This is a genomic window from Streptosporangium sp. G12 (assembly GCF_052983175.1).
The window spans coordinates 116,904-136,878 of the sequence record NZ_JBRIQO010000025.1 but is presented as its reverse complement, the minus strand read 5'-3'; the positions used below and the strand labels follow the sequence as shown (position 1 = coordinate 136,878).

The window sequence follows — 19,975 nt, the reverse complement described above, 5'->3', positions numbered from 1 at the left end:
GCGCTCGGGCCTCCCGGAACCCCTCAGGCCTCCCGGAAGCGGATGTCGCGGGACGTCGCCGCCGGGGCGACGAAGTCGAGCATGCGCGCCCCCTCCACCTCCAGATCCGCCCGCTCCCCCTCGCTCACCGGCGCGAAGAGCTCGACCTCCAGGACCGCCTCGCCCCGTTTCACCGTCACCTTCCACATGCCCCGTACGAAGCCGTCGACCAGCACCGTCGCCTTGATGATGCCGTTGACGGTGAAGATCCGCCCCCGGTACTCCTCCTCCGCGATCCGGGTCCTGGTCCGCTGGGCGAACGACAGCAGCATGTTGTCGAACTCCGACAGGTAGCGCACCGGGGCGGGAGTCCCGGGGGCGGGGCGCGACGCCTCCGGCAGATCGAACAGCTCCGCGCCGTCCTCGGTCACGAAGACCCGCAGGCCCATCTCGCGGACGATCTCCCCCAGGCGGGTCATGCCCGACCACTGCTGGACGTCCATCACCGTGGCGGGACCGTAGGCGGCGAGGTAGCGGCGGATCGCCTCCTCGGCCAGGACGCTGCCGGGCCGCTGGTCCTGGGAACGGCCCAGCCATGCCTCCGCGGTGGTGTGGGCGGCCTGCCCGCCCACACCCCAGATCCCCCTCGGCGGGACCTGGACCAGCGCCAGCGTGTTGCGCACCCCGGCGACCAGGTCGGTGGCCGGAGCCTCCGGCCACCGCTCACGCAGCAGCGCGCCGAGCTCGCGGAAGGTCAGGGGGCGCTCCTCCACCAGCTTCCGCCCCACGGCGGCGAGCTCGTCCAGGTCCACGTCCGCCAGGCCCTTGCCGTGCGCCGTCCCCCGCAGGCCCCGTGCCAGCATCGGCCCCAGCAGCGGGCGCAGCGCCAGGCAGTCGTCGGCGGTGACCAGGTGGATGGTGGAGCGCATCAGCGACAGCCGCACCACCAGGCGCTCGTTGATCAGCCGGGCGAGATCGTCGGCGGCGAACCCGGACAGGCGGGTCCACAGCCCGATGTAGGGAGGGTTCGGCGCCTGGGCCTGCATGCCGTACAGGTGGCGGACCGCCTCCAGCGCCGGCAGGTCCGCACGGGCCAGCAGCAGCTGCCGTTCGAGGGTGGCCCGGTTGAGCGCGCGTCTGCTGAGCACCTCGGGCATGCGTGTCCTCTCGTGGGCGAGCCACGACGGCGCGGCATGGCCGCGCGACATGGCCTGGCCGGCGACACCGTGATGCCGCTTCCGGGTCCGCGCCAGAATAGCGGCGCCCCCGCGTGATCGGAATCAGAGAGTCGGCGGCACCCACACGTACGGCGTCGTCGTGGTGACCGCCTCCAGGCCCAGCCTGGCGAGGATCGGGCGGCTGGCGTCGGAGGCGTCCACCTGCACCAGGCGGAAACCCCTCGCCACCGCCAGCTCCGCCCGGTACGACACCATCGCCCGGTAGACGCCCCTGCCCCGCCACTCCTTCAGGGTCGAGCCGCCCCACAGCGAGGCGAAGTCGGTGCCCTCGTGGAAGCGCGCCCACGCCGCGCACACCACCTGCCCGTCCGCCTCGGCGATCACCACCGCGCACGGGTCCCCGGGACCGGCGAGGTCGCGCTCCAGCATGCCGGGCAGCCAGCCGTGGTCCGCGTCCCAGACCGTCTCCTCCAGCTCGCGGATGCGCTCCAGGTCGTCCCGCCCCGCCGCCTCGCGCAGCCGCACCCCGGCGGGCGCCGCCTTGGCACCGGCCAGCTCACCGGCCTCGCCGACGAACACCGTCTCCCGCTCCCGCGGCTCGAACCCGGCCGCCACGAGCCGCTCGGGCAGGTCGGCGGGCAGGTCGTAGCCGTGGTACTTCCACTCGACCTCGCGCCCGACCCGGGTGAAGAAGTCCCGCTGGCGCGCGATGAAGGCATCCAGCTCGGCGCCCTCCAGACCACCCAGGTCTCGATATGTCAGGAAACCCTGGCCGTGGCCGTTCGACACGGTCCTCAGCAGCGGCCCGATCCGCTCGGCCGTACGGCCCGGCATCGGCCTGGCCCGGAGCTGCTCGTCATATGCCGCGAGGTAGGCGGAAGCCCGCGATGAGATGTCCATTGCGAACAGCCAATCACACACTCATCGCCTCCGACATGGCGTTATGGACCTAGACACGCCTCGGAGCCTCTCATCCCGCCCCGTCTCCTTTACAACGTAGATTCACTGGCGGCCGGCGGGGTCCGCGCGGTGCGCGCGCCGGTCGTCCCCGCCTCACCCGCCTCACCCACCCTGGCCGGGTCCGCGGGAGACCCCACCGGCCCCGTCCCGGCCCCCGGCACGCCGTGGAGTCCCGCCGCTCCGGTAGGCGCCCGTCGCGCTCGTTCGTCCCGGGCGGCGGGTCCGCCCGGCACCATGACGGGGATCTGATTCCGACACGTTCCACCGGGCGCGCCGTAACTGTCGGTGGCGACCCCTACTATGAGCCACCTCGAGGAGGGATAGCCGCTCATGGTTGACGCGCTGAGGGTTTCGCTGCTGGTCACGACCGATCTGCCGCCCGACACCGACCTGAAGGAGTTCGGGCGGTTGCTGGTCGACTCCGTGCTCACGCTCCAGCGGGGCGAGGTGACGTATCCCGCGCTCCTGCGCGGCGGGGTGTTCTGGCTGGACCGGCCGCTGCCGCCGTCCGACGACGGGCTTCCCCGCGCGGCGGCCGAGGAGCTGCGGTTCGCGGCGCTGCTGGGCCACCTGTCGGCCGCTCGCCCGCCGGGCTCGGCGAAGGAGACGGTCGCCGACGCGGGCCGGGCGATCACCGCCGCCGTCGCCGCCCGGTACGGCGACCTGGGCAGCCCGCCCGCCGTGATGGCGATCCGCGGCGAGGACGTGCGGGAGCGCACCCCCCGGTCGGCCATCGCTGTGGGATCGGAGACGGCGGAGCCGCTGCCCGAGGCGGTGCCGCCCCTGGGCGCACCCGCCTGAACGCCCGGGACGGGGTCCTTCCCGCCCCACCCCGGCGGGCTGGTAGCTTCCCGTCCGTGGACGTGAACATCCGGTACGGGCGGATCGAGGATGTCGAGGCGCTGCTGGCCTTCTGGCTGGTGGCCGCCGAGGGAACCGACAGGCACGACGATCCGGCCAAGGTGGTCGCGCTGATCGAACGGGACCCCGAGGCCGTCCTCATCGCCGAGGTCGGCGGGAAGACGGCCGGCACGCTGCTCGCGGGCTGGGACGGCTGGCGAGCCCATCTCTACCGGCTGGCCGTGGATCCCGCTCTCCGGAGGCGGGGAGTGGCGACCGCGCTGATCCGGGCGGCCGAGGAGCGCTTCGCGGCGTTCGGCGCGTTCCGGGTCGACGCGATGGTGCTGCACGACAACGAGCAGGCCCATCACGCCTGGGGCGCCGCGGGCTACGCGCCGCAGCCCCAGTGGTCCCGCTGGGTCAAGCCGCTGGGGTGATTCCCGGGGGACGGGTCCGCGACCACGGGTTCGGCGGCCCGGCGAGCGAGCGGGACGGGCCCTCTGGACCGCTCCCGCCGGCCGGGCGCCCTCCTCCCGAACCACCGGCTCCGGCCGCTCCGGCCGCTCCAGGCGGAGGGTGACGCATCTCCTCTCGCAACCATCGCCATTTATGCGACTTGTCGCCTTTTGAGAATATAAGAGGCGGATTCTCGAGGCATGCTATTTGTTTGCCCCGGCCAGACCTCACCTGCTTGTCTTCATTCTTTCGCTGAGTGATCCTTGATTTGCGCCACCGAGGCTGCCATATATCGCCAATTCGTATTTTCCGGTGATTCATTCGTGAGCACGGGAGGTCGCACGGTTTCGCACTGCCGAGGCGGAGCTCGATGCCCGGTCGCCGGTGAACGCCCGCCGGACAGGTGACGGCAGGCACGACGCGCCGGGAGGCACAGATGAACGACGACGACACCCTGACGCTGCCCCCGCCCACCTCGACGTCCCGGCCTCCCGCACGACCGCGCGGCTCACGGGCGGCTCCGATCCTGGGGCCGGCGTTCGTCGCGGCGATCGCCTACGTGGACCCCGGAAACGTGGCCACCAACCTGACCGCCGGGGCGACGTCGGGCTACCTGCTCGTGTGGGTCGTCGTGCTGGCCAGTCTCGTCGCGCTCCTCGTCCAGTTCCAGGCGGCGAAGCTCGGCATGGCGACCGGCAAGAGCCTGCCCCGGCTGTGCCGCGAGCGTTTCTCCCGCCGCGGCAGCCTCCTGCTGTGGCTGCAGGCCGAGGTGGTCGTGCTGGCCACGGACCTGGCCGAGTTCGTCGGCGCGGCCATCGGGATGCAGCTGCTCTTCGGGATGCCGCCCGCGATGTCGGCGGTGGTCACCGCCGTGGTGGCGCTGCTCATGCTCCAGCTGCGGCGGCACGGCCGCACGCGGCGGTTCGAGCTCGTCAGCGCCGCGAGCCTCCTGCTCGTCGGGGCGGGGGTCGTCTACGACGTCTTCGCGGTGGGCCGGCAGTCCGTCACCGAGCTGGCCGGCGGGCTGATACCCCGCCTGGACGGCGGCGGCTCGCTGATCCTCGCCATGGGAATCGTCGGCGCCACCGTCATGCCCCACGCCATCTACCTGCACTCCGCGCTGGTGCAGGGCCGCGGATGGCCGGCCGGCGCGGCGTGGCGGCAGCCAGGGCCCGTCCGGCGGGCCCTGCGGATCGACTGCCTGCTCGGGCTCGGCACCGCCACGATCGTCAACGTGTCGATGATCGCCCTCGGCGCCGGGCTCGGAGCGGCCGCGGGCGGGGCCTGGACCGGCGACCTGTTCGCCGCCCACGAGGAGTTGCTGAACCGGGTCGGCGGCGCCGCCGCCCTCGCGTTCGCCGTCATGCTCCTGTCGTCGGGGGTCTCCTCCTGCGGGGTCGGCACCCTGGCGGGAGACGTGGTGATGCGGGGCTTCCTGAACCTCCGGGTGCCGATCCAGCTGCGGCGCGTCGTGACGATGACACCGGCCGTCCTCGCCCTGGTGCTCGGCGTGCCGCTGACCAGCCTGCTGATCGTGAGCCAGGTGGTCATCTCGCTCGGCGTGCCCGTCGCGCTGTTCCTGCTCGTCCACTTCTGCCGTGACCGGTCGGTGATGGGCCCCCTGGTCAACGATCCGCTGACCACGCGGATCGCGGCCTGCGCGGGCGCCGCGGTCGCCCTGCTCGGGTGCTGCCTGCCGCTGACCTTCCTGTTCTGAAGTTCTCCTCCTCCATGGCCCGCGCGCGGATCGAGAAGGGCGGCTGGACGCCCGTCCCCGCCCGCTCTTCACGTGTCGGTGGCGAACTCCTCCGCGTTCAGCCCCGCCGACACCGTGCCGCCGCCGGTACGGGCGAGAATCCCGACGGCCGCGAAGCCGGTGTCGGCGCTCGTCCTCTCGGTGCTCGTCATCTCACGAGGTGCCGGCCTGCTGGGGTGACGTCTCCCGGACGGCTCCGGCGTGCCGGCGCCGCGCCACCGCGGCGACGAGACGCGGGGTGATCACCGAGATGATCAGGAGCAGGCCGGTGACGATCGACTGGATCTCGGTCGCCACGTCGTTGAGCATGAGCAGGTTACGCAGCAGGCCGATGAGCAGCACTCCGGCGATCACGCCTCCGAGGGTGCCCTTGCCCCCGTCGAAGTCGACGCCGCCGAGGAGCACCGCGGCGATGACGGCCAGCTCCAGCCCGATGCCGTTGTCGGCGCGGGCGCTGCCGTACCGCAGGGTGAAGATCACCCCGGCGAAGGCCGCGACGGTGCCCGAGAGCACGAACAGGATCAGCTTGATCCGCTTGACCCGGATGCCGGCGAACCGCGCCGCCTCCTCCTGCGCGCCGATCGCGAACAGCGAGCGGCCGAAGCCGGTGGCGTGCAGCACCACGGCGGTGACCACGGCCAGCAGGGCGAACAGCGCCACCGGGTACGGGATCGGCGTGCCCGGCACGTCGCCCACCGCCAGCTCCGTGTACTGCGCGGGGAACTCCGCGATCGCCCTGTCGCCCAGCACCACGTAGGCGAGGCCCCGGTAGAGCGCCAGCGTGCCGATGGTGACGGCGAGCGAGGGCAGCCCGAGCCGGGTCACCAGGAGGCCGTTGACCAGCCCGCACACCGCTCCCACCACGACCACCAGCGGGATGATCGTCTCGATCGCCCAGCCCGCGTCCCAGAGCGCGCCGACCAGCGCGCTGGACAGGCCCAGCACCGAGGCCACCGACAGGTCCACCTCGGCGGCCACCACCAGCATGGTCATCGCCAGCGCGATCAGCGCGATCTCCCCCAGGTCGCCGAGCGCGAACGACAGGTTGCCGACGCCGGCGAAACCGGGCGATCCGGCCGAGCCGCCGATGAAGACGAGGACCAGCAGCAGGCCGACGAACACGTCCCAGCGGAGCAGGCGGCCGAGCGAGCCGCGCTCCGGCCGGCCGGCCGGCGGCACGGCCCGCGCCTCGGGCTTCACGGTCGTCACGTCAGGAGCCATGTCGGGAGTTCCTCCTCCGCAGTACCCGCGCGACCCGCAGCGCGAGCAGTCGGTCGACGCTGATCGCCAGGAGCAGCAGCGCTCCGGTGATGGCCTGCTGCCAGAACGGGTTGACCTTGAGCACGACCAGCGCGCTGGTGATGGTGGTGAGCAGCAGCGCGCCGAGCGCCGCGCCGTACACGGTACCGACGCCGCCGGTGATCGCCACCCCGCCGACCACGACGGCGCTGACCACCTGGAGCTCCCAGCCGTTGGCGGCGTCGGCGACCACGGTGCCGAACCGCGACAGCCACAGCACCCCGGCCAGGCCCGCGAGCGCGCCGCTGAAGAGGTAGGCCCCCATCACGCGGCGCCGCACCGGCACGCCCGCCAGGCTCGCGGCCTCCGGGCTGGAGCCGATGGCGTAGAAGTCGCGGCCCGAGGCGTAGGAGCGCAGGTAGTGGCCGACGGCCAGCATCACCACGACGGCGATCACCGGCAGGTACGGCACCCCGAACACCGAGCCGTTGCCCAGGGACAGCAGCGCCGGGGGCAGGTCGACGGCGTTGATCTGCCGCCCGTGCGCGATGTAGTGGTCGACGCCCTGGATCACGTACAGCGTGCCGAGGGTCACCACCAGGGCCGGTACCCGGCCGAAGCTGACCAGCAGGCCGTTGATCATGCCGCAGAGCGCGCCGATCGCGACCCCCGTCACGACGGCGAAGACGACGCCCCTGCCGTGGTCGGCGGACAGCAGGTCGCCGACGGTGAAGGCCACCAGGCCGACGACCGAGCCGGCGGACAGGTCGATGTTGCGGGTGATGACGACGACGGACTGGCCGACGGCGAGCAGCACCAGGATGGAGGCGTTGAGGAAGATGTCGGTCAGGCCCTGCCCGGACAGGAAGTTGCCGTTGGTGCTCGCGGTCACCGCGACCAGCACGGCCAGCGCCGCCACGATGCTCAGCTCGCGGGCCCGGAACACCAGGTCCACCAGGCCGCGGGCGCTCCGCCCGGCGGTGACGGCGCTCATGCGCCCTCCCCCGCCGCCCGCGCGATCTCGTTCCGCTCGATCACGAGGCCCTCCCGGTCGCCGCTGACATGACACTCTCCTCTGTGGCCCGCTCGCGCGGGATCTCGGCGACGAGCCGTCCCTCCTGCATGACCAGGACCCGGTCGGCCATGCCGAGCACCTCGGGCAGGTCGGAGGAGATCATCAGTACGGCGAGGCCGTCGGCGGCCAGCTGGGACAGGAGCCGGTGCACCTCGGCCTTGGTCCCCACGTCGATGCCCCGGGTGGGCTCGTCGATGATGAGCACGTCGGGGCCGGTGGCGAGCCACTTGCCCAGCACGACCTTCTGCTGGTTGCCGCCGGAGAGCACGTTGGCCGCGTCCGACAGCCGGTTGAACTTGAGCTGGAGCCGGATCGCCCAGTCGCGGGCGCGGTCGCGCTCGGCGGCGCGGGAGATCACCGGGCCGCGGCGCAGCGCCCTCAGGCCGGTGATCCCGATGTTGCGCTCGATGGAGTGGTCCATCACCAGGCCCTGCTGGCGCCGGTCCTCGGGGACCAGGGCCAGGCCCGCGGACATCGCGGCGGTCGGGGACGCGGCGGGCAGCCGCTCGCCGTTCACCTCGACGGTCCCGGCGTCCCAGCGGTCCACACCGAAGATCGCTCGGGCGACCTCGCTGCGTCCGGCCCCGACCAGCCCGGCGAGGGCCACGATCTCGCCCCGCCGCACCTCGAAGGAGACGTCGGTGAACACGCCCTCCCGGGTGAGCCGGTCGACCTTGAGCGCCACCTCACCGACCTCGGTCTCCTGCTTGGGGTAGAGGGTGTCGAGGTCGCGGCCGACCATCCGGCGGATCAGGTGCTCGTGCGTCAGGCCCGCCACCGGCTCGCCGGCGATCCAGGCGCCGTCGCGCAGCGTGGTGACCCGCTGGCAGAGCTCGAAGATCTCGTCCAGGCGGTGCGAGATGAACAGGACCGCGCACCCCTGCTCGCGCAGCGTCCTGACCACGTTGAACAGCCGGGCCACCTCGTTGCCCGACAGCGCCGCGGTGGGTTCGTCCATGACCAGCACCCGCGCGTCCCGCGACAGCGCCTTGGCGATCTCGACGAGTTGCTGGTCGGCGATGGACAGGCCGCGGGCCGGCTGTTCGGGATCGAGGGCCACGCCGAGCCCGGCGAACAGCTCCGCGGTGCGGGCGCGCATCGCCCCGCGGTCGATCCGGCCGAGCGTGCTCTTCGGCTGGCGGCCGATGAAGATGTTCTCGGCGACCGACAGGTCGGGGAACATCGTGGGCTCCTGGTAGATCACCGCCACACCCGCCCGCTGGGCGTCGGCGGGGTTGCCGAACTCCACCGGCTCGCCGTCCAGCAGGACCTGCCCGGTGTCCGGGCGGTGCACTCCCGCCAGGATCTTCACCAGGGTGGACTTGCCGGCGCCGTTCTCCCCGGCGAGCGCGTGCGCCTCTCCCGCGTACAGGTCGAGGGAGACGTCGCGCAACGCCCGCACGGCGCCGAACGCCTTGCTCACCCCGGCCAACGCCAGGACCGGAGGGGGGTCGCCGGAGGGCGGCCGGAGTGGCGCCTCTCCCTCGTCCGGTACGGTCACCGCGCCACCCCTTCCATCCCCTAAAAACGTTTTAGTAGAATGAGCGGACGCTAATCCCGGCCGCCTCCCTTGTCAATGGGGAATGAAAGCCTCGTTTCCAATGCGTTACGCCATCCCGCAGGTGGGGCGGGACCGGGCCGGACGCCACCCTCGGAGACGGTCCCGCCTGGATCGAGTAACACGTTTTAATCAGGGCCGGAGCCGGGGCGGCCACGACGGCCTGGAGCTCGTGGGACGGCCCGCCCCGCTCTCCGGCCCGCCCGGCCGAACCCGTCCGACCGGCGGGACGGGCGGCCTCCGGCGGCCCTGCCTCCCGAGATGCGTCGTCCCCCCTCCCCCGGACCCGGCCTCGCCCCTCCGCACGCCAGGTCCGGCCCCGCTCCCGTCACTCCCGTCGCTCCCCTCGCTCCCGTCGCGCGCCGAGCCCGGCGGACCCGCCGGGCCGACGGCCACGGCCCGGGCCCACGGTTCTCCGAGACCGCTGCCGAGGGCTGTGACCTGCGAATCTCCGCGCCAGACGGCCCCACAGGACACGCCGGTGACCTCAAATCGGAATAACCAGCGGCAGACGTCCGTTAGAGTGATCGTGCCGATGTGGTTTGTGTCCCCCGGGCCGCAAATTACCGCCTTCACGGAATACCGTTCGGCTGGAGCCGTGTTGTGCCTCTCGCCGAGGAGGCGACCGCCACATCGGCACCAAACGTCACGCCCCGTGAGCCCTCCCGGCCCGCGGGGCGTTTCTTTTCCTCCGTGACCGGTGGTGGTTTTCACCGGATTCGCCCTGGAAAAGAGCGGTGGCGATGGAGGAGGGCTACAAACCTGGGCTCTCCGCTTGTGCGGGTGCGTACAACCGTCGGCCGCCGGGCCACCACCTAGTGTTGGGTAACCCGTCTCATGAGGAGAGCCCGTGCTCTATCGCCTGACCAAAATCGTCGGCGGCCCGGTCCTGCACCTGCTCTGGCCGACCTCGGTCACCGGGCACGAGCACGTTCCCGTCACGGGTCCGGCCATCATGGCCTCCAACCACCTGTCGATCCTCGACTCGACCTTCCTGCCCCTGGTGCTCAAGCGCCAGGTGCGCTTCGTCGCCAAGTCCGAGTACTTCACCGGCAATCCCGTCACCGCGATGTGGATGCGCGCCACCGGCCAGATCAGCATCGACCGGCAGAGCCCCACCTCCGCCCAGGACATGCTCGACGCGGCGGCGGAGGTGCTCAAGAAAGGTGAGCTGTTCGGCATCTACCCGGAAGGCACCCGCTCCCCCGACGGGCGCCTCTACCGGGGCAAGGTGGGCGTCGCCTGGCTGGCCCTGGCCACCGGCGCGCCGGTGCTCCCGGTGGCGATGGAGGGCACCGGCGAGGTGCTGCCGATCGGCGCCGCGAGACCCAGGCTCGGCCGGGTGCACGTACGCATCGGCAAGCCGATGACCTTCACCGGCTCGGAGACGAGCGCGCGTGACCGGCGTAGGGTGACCGACGAGATCATGTTCGCGATCCAGGAGCTGTCCGGCCAGGAGTACGTGACGAGCTACGCACCCAGTCGCACACAGGCCAAGTAACCATTTGTCGGTATATGTCACGTTGGTCACGCTAGGCTGCGGCCCTGGGGATGAGAGAACTGGGGGATCAGGTGGCACGGGGCAAGGCGATCGCGATCACATCGGCAGCCGTCGTGCTGGTGGCGGGGGCCGCCGGCGGCGGCGCCTGGTGGTACCTGCACACCAGGGGAACCCCCCAGGAGACCGCGGAGCGGTTCGTCGGCGCCTGGCAGAGCGGCAACCTGGCGGGCATGCGCGCCGAGCTCGGAACGCCGGACCCGGCGTTCGCCAAGGCGTACGACGGCATGCGCAAGGCCCTCGCGGTGGAGAGCACGACGGTACGCCTCGACGGGGTGCGCGAGACCGGGGACGGCACGGGGCAGGCCTCCTACACCGCCACGCTGAAGCTCAAGGACGTCGGCGAGTGGAGTTACTCCGGCAACGTCGACCTCGCGGTCGTCGACCGGCACTGGCGGGTCAAGTGGTCGCCCAGTGCCGTCCACCCCGACCTGACCGCGACCACCGCCTTCGCGCTGAGGACGAAGTGGCCCGAACGGGCCGCGATCACCTCGGCGGACGGCGACCGCATCGACGGCTCCAACGTGGGCGGCTCGGTGCAGCAGCTCGTCGGCTACCTGGAGAAGGCCACGGCGAAGAGCGTCGCGAAGCTGGGCGTCCCCTACAAGGTGGGTGACGCGGTCGGCGCGAGCGGACTGCAGCACACCTTCCAGGAGCGCCTGGCCGGCACCCCGGACACCGAGATCGAACTCGTCGGCCCGGACAAGAAGACGGTCAAGACGCTCGGCACGGTCGAGGGCAAGAGCGGCGAGCCCCTGGAGACCACCCTGGACATGCGGGTCCAGCGGGCCGCGGTCGAGGCCGTCCGCGACCTGAAGAAGACCGCCGCCCTGGTCGCGATCAGGCCCTCGTCCGGCGAGATCCTCGCGGTGGTGAACAACCAGGGCGGCTTCAACCGGGCCCTGGACGGCAACTACCCTCCCGGCTCGACCTTCAAGGCGGTCACCGCCGTGGGGCTGCTCGCCGAGGGGATGAGCCCCGGCGATCGGGTCACCTGCCCCAAGGACGTCACGGTCGGCGGCCTGCCGATCCGCAACTCCAACCACGCCGCCTACGGCTCGGTGTCGCTGTCCGACTCGTTCGCCTACTCCTGCAACACCACCTTCGCCCCGCTGACCAAGGAACGACTGAGCGCCGACAAGCTGCTGAGCACCGCGGAGCTGTTCGGTTTCAACAAGCCGCTCAACATCGGTGTCACGGCCGCCAAGGGCAGCTTCCCCAGGGCCGAGAGCGACGCGGAACTGGCCGCGGAGTCGTTCGGCCAGGGGCGGATCACCGCCAGCCCGCTGATGATGGCCTCGGTCGCCGCCGCGCTGGCCGACGGCACCTGGCGCCCGCCGACCCTGGTCCCCTCGATCAAGCAGGAGACGCAGCCGCAGGCCCTCCCCGAGGCCGTCATACCGCACATGCACCGGATGATGTCCGCGGTCGTCACCAAGGGCACCGCCGAGGACGCGGGCCTGCCGCAGGGAACCCGGGGCAAGACCGGGACCGCCGAGTACGGCGAGCAGGACGATCTGAAGACCCACGCCTGGTTCATCGGCTTCCGCGGCGAGGTGGCCTTCGCGGTGATCGTCGAGGAGGGCTCGGGCGGCGGCGCTGTCGCCGCCCCGGTGGCCGCCGACTTCCTGCGCGCTCTCGGCTGACGGCGCCCTCGGCTGAGAGCGCCCACGGCTGACGGCGCTCTCAGCCGGCGACGTCGCCGGCTGACGGCGTTCTCCTCGGGACGGCGTTCTTCCCCGGACGGCGTTCCCGGCCGGCGGCGCCCTTCCCGGGAGGGGGGCTCCTCCCCGGGTGACCCGCGGCGACGGGAGCCTGCGGGACCGGTGCCGGAGCCTTCTCCCCTCACCTCGAAGTCGATCATTACCTTCAAGGTATTGTCGCGCTCGCGGGGTCATGTGAAAGCCTTCACAAAGTATTCCCCTGCCGTTGGGACCGCCTCATGACGATCCTGATCACCTCATCACTCGAGTCGTTCACATCACCCGCGTCGCCCGTGTCACCCGGGTTCCAGGCGCCCGGCCTGGAGCTGTTCGACTTCCCCCCGCTGTGGGCGGGCGCGCCGTACTGGCTGACCAAACCGATCCTGATGGCCGTCCTGGCCGCGGCCCTGGTCTGCGGCGTCTGCTGGGCCGCCTTCGCCAACCCCAAGGTGGTGCCGCGCGGCCTGCAGAACGTGGTCGAGCTGGGCTACGTGTTCGTCCGCGACCACGCGGCCCGCCCGTTTCTCGGCAAGGACACCGACCGGTGGATGGGCCTGCTGCTCAGCGTCTTCTTCCTGGTCTGGATCTGGAACCTGATGGGGGTGGTCCCGCTCGTCCAGATCCCCGTCTCCTCGTTCCTGGCCTTCCCCGCGGTGATCGCCGTGAGCGTCTACGTCCTGAAGATCTATCTCGGCGTCACGCGGCACGGCGTCGTGGGCTACCTCCGCGGGCTCATCCCGCGCGGGCTGCCTGTTCTGGCGTACGTGCTGGTCATCCCGCTGGAGCTGCTCTACACCTTCGTGAACTCGCTGTTCGCGCACATGCTGCGGCTGGCCGCCAACATGTTCGCGGGCCATCTCATCCTGGCGTTCTTCAGCATGGTCGGTTTCTGGTTCCTGTTCGAGGAACCCACTCTGCCGGGCGTGCCGGTCGGCGTGGCCGGCGTGCTGATGGCGATCGTCATCACGGCCCTGGAGATGTTCGTCCAGTTCCTGCAGGCGTTCCTGTTCACGCTGCTGACCGCGATGTTCATCGGCAACGCGCTCAACCCCGAGCACTGACCGGCCCGCCGCCGCCCCGCACAACCGGCACCCGACACCCTCCGGCCGCTTCGGGCCTCCACGCGCCCCGCACCGCGCCACCCGCCGCCGTTCCCCGCATCCCGGCCGCGATCACGGTGGGCGTCGCGGGGTGACGTGGCGACCGCGATCACAGAGGGAGGGCCGCGACCGCGTCGTGACGCAGCACCATGATGAGCAGCGTGATGATCAGTGTCGCGATCAGCAACCAGCTGAACATGATGATGACCGTCGAGCGGCGGAGACGCCTGGAGGACCGGCTCCGCCCGTTCCTCACACCACGCCCGCGACCGCCGCCCTCCTTGCGCTGGACACGCTCGTTGAACGACTCCAGCCGCGCGGCGAGCCGTGGGTCCTCGTCGATGAGGTGGCGCTCGATCTGCAGCAGCATGCGCTCCTCGTCTTGTGACCAGGCCATGCATCACCTCCCCGGAACGCAAGCCGTGTGCGGACGTTCTGCCCAATCGTGAAGATCATTATCCTTTCCGAGGGCTTCGATTTACCTCTTCTTTTCACGGGCGCAATCCGAGCACGCGATCATGCCCTCGCGCGGGGTCCGGTGCGGCGCCGGCGAGGTCTCGGGCGATTCCCAGCCTTCTCCGCGATCTCGACATTCCACCGCCCCGGCCTCCCTTCATCGCGCCGCGCGAAGGCCGGGGCACTCTTCGTGGCGCCGCCTCCGCGCCCGGCGGCGGCGCACCGTCAAGCCCTCTTGACGTCAGGCTGGCTTGACGAAAAGCTGGGGGCATGTTCACACCGGACAGCCTCGAAGGCGACTTCACGCTCCTGACCGCCGCCGCCCGCTACGACGAGCTCCGCGTGCGCGACGCCCTGGCTCCGGCGGCGGGCGACGCCACCGGCGGAGAGCACCCCGACGACGTCAACGACCCCGCCGACCCCGAGGTGCCGTCCCTCACCCGCGACGAGGTGCTGGAGCTTCTCGCGCTCGGGGAGGTGGTCGCGCGCAAGGCGGGCTACGGGCGCCAGCTCGCCGTACGGTCCGCGCGGGCCGCGGGCGCGTCGTGGTCGCAGATCGGCGCGGCCCTGGGCACGAGCAAGCAGGCCGCGTGGGAGGCGCACGGCCGGTGGATCGACGACCAGGCCGAGCAGCACCGGAACAGTGGCTACGAGGGCATGAGCGAGCGCGACGCGGCGGCCGCGCGGGCCCTCGCGGGAGATCCCGACGGCGAGGGCGGGCATGAGTGAGAGCTCCGGACCGGGTCGTCGGCCACCTGCGCGAACGTGACGATGTTCGCGCCCGCGCCGTGGCCCGCGCCGTACGGCGGCTCGCCGAGCGGGGCAGGGACGGGCCCACGCGCGCATGGCGGGTTCCTCGACGAAGCGGTTCAGCGCCCACGCCACCGCCGTCGTGATCCCGAACAGGACCGTGATGACGCCGAGTGCGGCCGGTGTGTCCCATGTCCGGCCGACGCCCAGCGGGATCCACCGGCCCATCAGCACGATGCGGGCCATGACGATGCCCAGGACGAAGTCCAGCGTCCGGATCGGCGGGAAGGAGACCAGGAACCAGTTCTGCACGAACGACATGTCCTGGCCGGGCAGCCGAGGCGTCCCGGGCAGGGTGAGGAGGGCGACGGCGGGCAGCAGCGCGATCACGGCGGCGACGGCGCCGGCCGCCCACCACAGCCGCCGGGCGGGGATCCTGCGGACGAGCGCGTGCAGGAGGGGAAAGGCCAGGCAGAAAAGCAGGTCGCAGGCGAGGGACCAGGTGACGACGTTGATCGTGATGACCACGTCCATCCGGGGGTGCCAGGTGTGCACGAGCAGCAGGCTCGGCAGCAGCTTGGGCAGGTCCACGGCCTGGCCCGCCCACACGGCCAGGCCGAGCGCGGCCAGCCAGGTCACCATGTGGACCGGGTAGACCTTGACCAGGCGCCGGCGCCAGAAGCCCGTCCTGGATCGCCCCTCCCGCGCCGACCAGGTCAGGACGAACCCGCTCAGCACGAAGAAGAACTCCACGCCGAGCCAGCCCGAGGCGAAGGCGAAGGTCTGCGGGGAGGCGGCGGTCTCCTGGTGGAAGAAACCCAGGACGCAGGCGTGGCACGCGAACACCAGGAACGCCGCCACGAATCTCATCCCGGTCAGCGAGGGAAGCCGCACGGCCTCCCCCGACGGGTGCGTCGAGTGCGTCATTGTTCTCTGCTTTCTCCGGACGGCCCCGGTACGGGGCCGGTCCGGACCTGTGGGAAGGTCAGTGGTGCAGGGCGACCTCCAGCTCGAGCCGGGCCAGGTTCTGGCCCAGGCACTGGTGGATGCCGAACCCGAAGGCGAGGTGATGGGTGTCCTCGCGCAGGACGTCGAACTCGTGGGCCCGCCGGTGCACCTGATCGTCCCGGTTGGCCAGCGTGCCCGAGACCAGCACGCCCTCCCCCTCCCGGATGAGGTGGCCCGCGATCTCGATGTCGCCCTTCGCGACCCGGGTCTCGACCAGGTCCGTGGTCGCGATGTAGCGCAGGAGTTCCTCGATCGCGCCGGGCAGGCGGGCCGGGTCAGGGCCGGGGCGCGCCCGCCCGAGACGAAGAGCGGATCCGGGGCGGCACCGCGGCGCCCGCGCCGTCACCGAACAGCAGGTAGTTGACCACCTCGTCGGGCGGCAACGCGGCCAGGTCGACCTTGACGTCGTAGTGCTTGGCGATGACGTCCCCGCCGATCACCAGCGCGGTCCGGTAGCGGCCGGTGGCCAGCAGCGCGGCCGCCACGTCGAAGGTCTGCACGGCTCCCGAGCAGCCGGACTGGAGCTGGAAGGTCGGCACGCCGTCGACGCGCAGCCGGTCGGCGATCACATTCACGGTGGCCGGCATCAGCGTGCCGGCCGTGTTCGGGAACAGGCCCTGACCCGCCCTGTCGACTGGTCACTCTCCGCATTCATCCCATCACCGAACGTGGATGATTGATGCTGGCAAAGGGTACTAAACCTCTTTGAATGCCTAATCAACGGCATCGTCCATCAAGCACAACGGGGGAAACGATGACGGACTCCAAGGACACCAAGGATTCCAAGAACAAGGCCGCGAAGGGCTCGGGGAAGAGCAAGAAGGCCACGATCAAGGCGACACGCTCGGCGAAGGAAGCGAAGAAACAGTCCGGGCAGCCCGAGGCCAGGGTGCCGGAGACGGGGCCCGCCCACCAGGGCGCACGGGCCGCCCAGCCGCCGAGGGCGTGAAATCATGATCGGGTGACCGGGGTGAAACCCGGTCACCCGATCATGGAGTGACACGATGCCCGCCTACCTTCGATTTCCCACGATCTTCGGTGACATGGTCGTCTTCGCCGCCGAGGACGACCTGTGGATGGTCACCGCCGGCGGCGGGCGGGCCTTCCGGCTGACCGCCGGGGTGGCCGAGGCCGGATATCCGCGTTTCTCCCCCGACGGCGACCTGCTCGCCTTCGTCGGCCGCGAGGAGGGGCCGGAGGAGGTGTACGTGATGCCCGCCGACGGCGGCGCGGCACAGCGGGTGACCTACCACGGGGCGCGTTCCAGCGTCACCGGCTGGGACCCCCGCGGCGGCGTCGTCTACGCCAGCGACCAGGGCCAGCCCTTCGACGGGCGCACCTGGCTGCACCGGGTGGAGCCGGGCGGGGTGCCCGAGCGCCTGCCGTACGGCCCGGCCAACACCATCTCGTACGGCCCGCGGATCGTGCTCGGCCGCAACACCGCCGACCCCGCCCGCTGGAAGCGCTACCGGGGCGGCACCATGGGCGACCTGTGGATCGAGACCGGCGAGGACGGGCGGTTCCGGCGGCTCACCGCGCTGCCCGGCAACCTCGCCTCGCCCTGCTGGACCGGGGACCGGGTCTACTTCATCTCCGACCACGAGGGGGTCGGCAACGTCTACTCCTGCGACGCGGACGGCGGCGGCCTGCGCAGGCACTCCGACCACGCCGACTACTACGCGCGCAACCTGTCGGGCGACGGCCGCAGGCTCGTCTACCACGCCGGGGCCGAGCTGTACCTGGTGGAGGACGGGGAGTCGCGCCCGATCGAGGTGCGGCTGCGCAGCTCGCGCACCCAGCGCAACCGCCGTTTCGCCTCGGCCGAGGACTTCCTGGACAGCGCGACCCTCAGCCCCGACGGCGCCGGCCTGGCCGTCACCACCCGCGGCAAGGCGTTCTCCTTCGCCGCCTGGGAGGGCCCGGTGCGCCAGCACGGGACGCTGTACGGGGTGCGGTACCGGCTGCTGAGCTGGCTCAACGACGGCGAGCGGCTGGTGGCGGCGGCCAGCGACGAGGGCGACCGCGAGGTGCTGACGGTGCTCACCGCCGACGGCACCACCGAGCCCGCCAGGCTCGACCACCTCGACACCGGCCGCGCCATCGAGCTGGAGGTCTCCCCCGTGTCCGACCTCGTTGCGGTGGCCAACCACCGCAACGAGCTGATCCTGGTCGACCTCGCGCCCGGCCCCGCGGCCGGCGGGGGCTCCGGCCGTACGGGCGAGGAGGATCGGGCGCGGGGCCGGGTGATCGACTCCAGCAGGTTCGGCGCGATCGAGGACCTGGCCTGGTCCCCCGACGGCCGCTGGCTGGCGTACGCCTGCCGCGACACCGCGCAGACGACGGCGGTGAAGCTGTGCCGGGTCGAGACGGGCGAGACGTTCCTCGCCACCCGGCCGGTGCTGTGGGACGCCCGACCGGCCTTCGACCCGGGCGGCGACTACCTGTACTTCATCGGCCGGCGCGTCTTCAACCCGGTCTACGACGAGCTCCACTTCGACCTGGGCTTCCCCCTGGGCTCCCGCCCCTACGCGATCGCGCTCCGCGCCGACGTCACCTCGCCCTTCGTCCCCGAGCCCCGGCCGCTCGGGGACGACGATGACGACGGTGACGGCGACGACGGCGAGAACGAGGGCGAGGGCGACGGGCCGCCCGAGGTGGTCATCGACCTGGACGGCATCGAGGACCGGGTCGTCGCCTTCCCCGTCCCCGAGGGACGCTACGACGCCATCGCCGGGATCAAGGGCAAGGCCGTCTACCTGACCTTCCCCGTCGAGGGCAGCCTGGGCGACGACTACGCCGACTCCTCCGACGGCACCCTGCACGTCTACGACTTCACCAAGCAGAAGCAGGAGACCCTGGTCGGGGACGTGTCGGAGTTCGCGCTCGGCCGCGACGGGAGCACGCTGCTCTACCAGTCGGGCAAGCGGCTGCGGATGGTCAAGGCGGGCGAGGAGCCCGAGGACGACGACGCGCCCGGCCGCACGAGCGGGTGGGTGGACCTGTCCAGGGTGAAGGTCTCCATCCGGCCCGAGGCGGAGTGGCGGCAGATGTTCAGGGAGGCCTGGCGGCTGCAGCGGGAGAACTTCTGGACCGAGGACATGGCCGGGCTCGACTGGGACGACGTCTACCGGCGCTACCTGCCGCTGGTCGACCGGGTCACCACCCGGGGCGAGTTCTCCGACCTGCTGTGGGAACTGCTCGGCGAGCTGGGCACCTCCCACGCCTACGAGAGCGGCGGCGCCTACCGGTCCCGGCCGCACTACCGGCAGGGCAAGCTGGGCGTCGACTGGGCCTTCGCGGACGGCGTCTACCGGATCGCGAGGATCGTCGGCGGCGACCGGTGGGATCCCGAGGCGACCTCGCCGCTCAACCGCCTCGGGGTGGACGTACGCCCGGGTGACGCGGTGCTCGCCGTGAACGGCCAGCCCGTCGGCGCGGACACGAGCCCGGACGAGTTGCTGGTCAACCAGGCCGACCAGGAGGTCCAGCTGACGGTCCTGCGCGGGGACGAGCGGCGGACCGTCACCGTGCGGGCCATCGGCGACGAGCAGCCGGGCCGCTACCGCGACTGGGTGGAGGCCAACCGGGCCCGCTGCCACGAGCTCGGCGGCGGCCGGATCGGCTACCTGCACATCCCGGACATGGGCCCCGAGGGCTACGCCGAGTTCCACCGGGGCTTCCTCGCCGAGTACGACCGCGAGGCCCTCGTGGTGGACGTCCGCTTCAACGGCGGCGGCCACGTGTCGGCGCTGCTGCTGGAGAAGCTGGCCCGGCGCCGCCTGGGCTACGACTTCCCCCGCTGGGGCGTGCCCGAGCCCTACCCCGACGAGTCGCCGCGCGGCCCGATGGTGGCCATCACCAACGAGTGGGCCGGCTCCGACGGCGACATCTTCAGCCACACGTTCAAGCTGCTGGGCCTGGGTCCCCTGATCGGCAAGCGCACCTGGGGCGGGGTGATCGGCATCTGGCCCCGGCACCACCTGGCCGACGGCACGGTCACCACCCAGCCGGAGTTCTCCTTCGCCTTCGACGACGTGGGCTGGCGGGTGGAGAACTACGGCACCGACCCCGACATCGAGGTCGACATCACCCCGCAGGACTACGCGGCGGGGGTGGACACCCAGCTTGACCGGGCGATCGAGGCGGCCAAGGAACGCCTGGTCCTCCAGCCGCCCCACACGCCCAACGCGGCGGCCAGGCCCCGGCTCGTGGTGCCGCGCCTGCCGCCCCGCCAGTCTCCCCTCGGGTTCCCGCCCTCCTCCACGTGACCCTCCGGGGGCGCGGGACGCCTCCGTAAGGCGGGCGCACCGGGGGAGGGTGCCGGCGGGGGCGGGGCGTCATGGCCTTCTCGCGGCCCGC

The 19,975-nt window shown here is 71.8% G+C and carries 18 protein-coding genes; 8 read left to right on the top strand and 10 right to left on the bottom strand.

Annotated features, from left to right (window positions below; genetic code table 11):
• Positions 1–23: 23 nt before the first annotated feature.
• Both ACVCAG_RS33810 and ACVCAG_RS33805 read right to left on the bottom strand, forming a co-directional pair.
• Entirely contained in the window at positions 24–1,136 is a 1,113-nt protein-coding gene (locus ACVCAG_RS33810; protein WP_440087310.1) for a DNA glycosylase AlkZ-like family protein, read from the bottom strand.
• Between the two features lie 123 nt (positions 1,137–1,259).
• The gene (locus tag ACVCAG_RS33805) at positions 1,260–2,057 is read right to left on the bottom strand and encodes a GNAT family N-acetyltransferase (RefSeq protein WP_440087311.1); all 798 of its coding nucleotides are present in this window, start codon (positions 2,055–2,057) and stop codon (positions 1,260–1,262) included.
• A 390-nt stretch (positions 2,058–2,447) separates the two neighbouring features.
• On the opposite strand from ACVCAG_RS33805, the gene ACVCAG_RS33800 reads away from it, so the two are divergent.
• The 3 genes from ACVCAG_RS33800 (at position 2,448) to ACVCAG_RS33790 (ending at position 5,130) form a co-directional block, all read left to right on the top strand.
• The gene (locus ACVCAG_RS33800; RefSeq protein WP_440087312.1) at positions 2,448–2,918 is read left to right on the top strand and encodes a hypothetical protein; all 471 of its coding nucleotides are present in this window, start codon (positions 2,448–2,450) and stop codon (positions 2,916–2,918) included.
• A gap of 56 nt (positions 2,919–2,974) precedes the next feature.
• Positions 2,975–3,394 carry a GNAT family N-acetyltransferase gene (locus ACVCAG_RS33795; protein ID WP_440087313.1) on the top strand — a complete coding sequence of 140 codons (420 nt, stop codon included), beginning with the start codon at positions 2,975–2,977 and terminating at the stop codon, positions 3,392–3,394.
• Between the two features lie 455 nt (positions 3,395–3,849).
• A complete protein-coding gene (locus ACVCAG_RS33790) occupies positions 3,850–5,130 on the top strand; it encodes an Nramp family divalent metal transporter (protein WP_440087314.1) in 1,281 nt (426 codons plus the stop codon).
• A 68-nt stretch (positions 5,131–5,198) separates the two neighbouring features.
• Here ACVCAG_RS33790 and ACVCAG_RS33785 read toward each other — a convergent pair whose 3' ends face one another.
• Genes ACVCAG_RS33785 through ACVCAG_RS33770 form a run of 4 tightly spaced genes read right to left on the bottom strand, consistent with a single transcriptional unit; the run spans position 5,199 to position 8,906 of the window.
• Entirely contained in the window at positions 5,199–5,321 is a 123-nt protein-coding gene (locus ACVCAG_RS33785) for a hypothetical protein (protein WP_440087315.1), read from the bottom strand.
• Position 5,322: 1 nt separating this feature from the next.
• The gene (locus ACVCAG_RS33780) at positions 5,323–6,390 is read right to left on the bottom strand and encodes an ABC transporter permease subunit (protein ID WP_440087316.1); all 1,068 of its coding nucleotides are present in this window, start codon (positions 6,388–6,390) and stop codon (positions 5,323–5,325) included.
• Positions 6,380–7,402 (bottom strand): ABC transporter permease subunit, encoded by a 1,023-nt coding sequence (locus tag ACVCAG_RS33775; protein WP_440087317.1) that lies wholly within the window; start codon positions 7,400–7,402, stop codon positions 6,380–6,382. Before ACVCAG_RS33775 ends, ACVCAG_RS33780 begins: the two co-directional genes overlap by 11 nt.
• Before the next feature lie 40 nt (positions 7,403–7,442).
• Entirely contained in the window at positions 7,443–8,906 is a 1,464-nt protein-coding gene (locus tag ACVCAG_RS33770; protein ID WP_440087425.1) for an ATP-binding cassette domain-containing protein, read from the bottom strand.
• A gap of 985 nt (positions 8,907–9,891) precedes the next feature.
• Between ACVCAG_RS33770 and ACVCAG_RS33765 the strand changes: the two genes are divergently transcribed.
• From ACVCAG_RS33765 to ACVCAG_RS33755, 3 genes are all read left to right on the top strand, one after another.
• Positions 9,892–10,542, top strand: a complete 651-nt coding sequence (locus tag ACVCAG_RS33765) for a 1-acyl-sn-glycerol-3-phosphate acyltransferase (protein ID WP_440087318.1) — start codon at positions 9,892–9,894, stop codon at positions 10,540–10,542.
• A gap of 50 nt (positions 10,543–10,592) precedes the next feature.
• Positions 10,593–12,245 (top strand): penicillin-binding transpeptidase domain-containing protein, encoded by a 1,653-nt coding sequence (locus tag ACVCAG_RS33760; RefSeq protein ID WP_447191097.1) that lies wholly within the window; start codon positions 10,593–10,595, stop codon positions 12,243–12,245.
• Positions 12,246–12,541: 296 nt separating this feature from the next.
• Positions 12,542–13,363 (top strand): F0F1 ATP synthase subunit A, encoded by an 822-nt coding sequence (locus tag ACVCAG_RS33755; RefSeq protein WP_447191096.1) that lies wholly within the window; start codon positions 12,542–12,544, stop codon positions 13,361–13,363.
• Between the two features lie 148 nt (positions 13,364–13,511).
• Here the strand turns inward: ACVCAG_RS33755 and ACVCAG_RS33750 are convergent, their stop codons facing one another.
• The 4 genes from ACVCAG_RS33750 to ACVCAG_RS33735 all read right to left on the bottom strand — a co-directional run bounded on the left by ACVCAG_RS33750 (position 13,512) and on the right by ACVCAG_RS33735 (position 16,203).
• Positions 13,512–13,799 (bottom strand): DUF3040 domain-containing protein, encoded by a 288-nt coding sequence (locus ACVCAG_RS33750; RefSeq protein ID WP_440087321.1) that lies wholly within the window; start codon positions 13,797–13,799, stop codon positions 13,512–13,514.
• Positions 13,800–14,083: 284 nt separating this feature from the next.
• Entirely contained in the window at positions 14,084–15,535 is a 1,452-nt protein-coding gene (locus ACVCAG_RS33745; RefSeq protein ID WP_440087322.1) for an acyltransferase family protein, read from the bottom strand.
• Positions 15,536–15,593: 58 nt separating this feature from the next.
• A complete protein-coding gene (locus ACVCAG_RS33740; RefSeq protein ID WP_447191095.1) occupies positions 15,594–15,962 on the bottom strand; it encodes a cytochrome P450 in 369 nt (122 codons plus the stop codon).
• Entirely contained in the window at positions 15,892–16,203 is a 312-nt protein-coding gene (locus ACVCAG_RS33735; RefSeq protein WP_440087324.1) for a hypothetical protein, read from the bottom strand. Before ACVCAG_RS33735 ends, ACVCAG_RS33740 begins: the two co-directional genes overlap by 71 nt.
• Before the next feature lie 167 nt (positions 16,204–16,370).
• On the opposite strand from ACVCAG_RS33735, the gene ACVCAG_RS33730 reads away from it, so the two are divergent.
• Both ACVCAG_RS33730 and ACVCAG_RS33725 read left to right on the top strand, forming a co-directional pair.
• Positions 16,371–16,565: a hypothetical protein gene (locus tag ACVCAG_RS33730; protein WP_440087325.1), complete on the top strand. Its 195-nt coding sequence runs from the start codon at positions 16,371–16,373 to the stop codon at positions 16,563–16,565.
• Positions 16,566–16,620: 55 nt separating this feature from the next.
• On the top strand, positions 16,621–19,884 hold the full coding sequence (locus ACVCAG_RS33725) for a S41 family peptidase (RefSeq protein WP_447191094.1): 3,264 nt from the start codon (positions 16,621–16,623) through the stop codon (positions 19,882–19,884).
• Positions 19,885–19,975 lie beyond the last annotated feature (91 nt).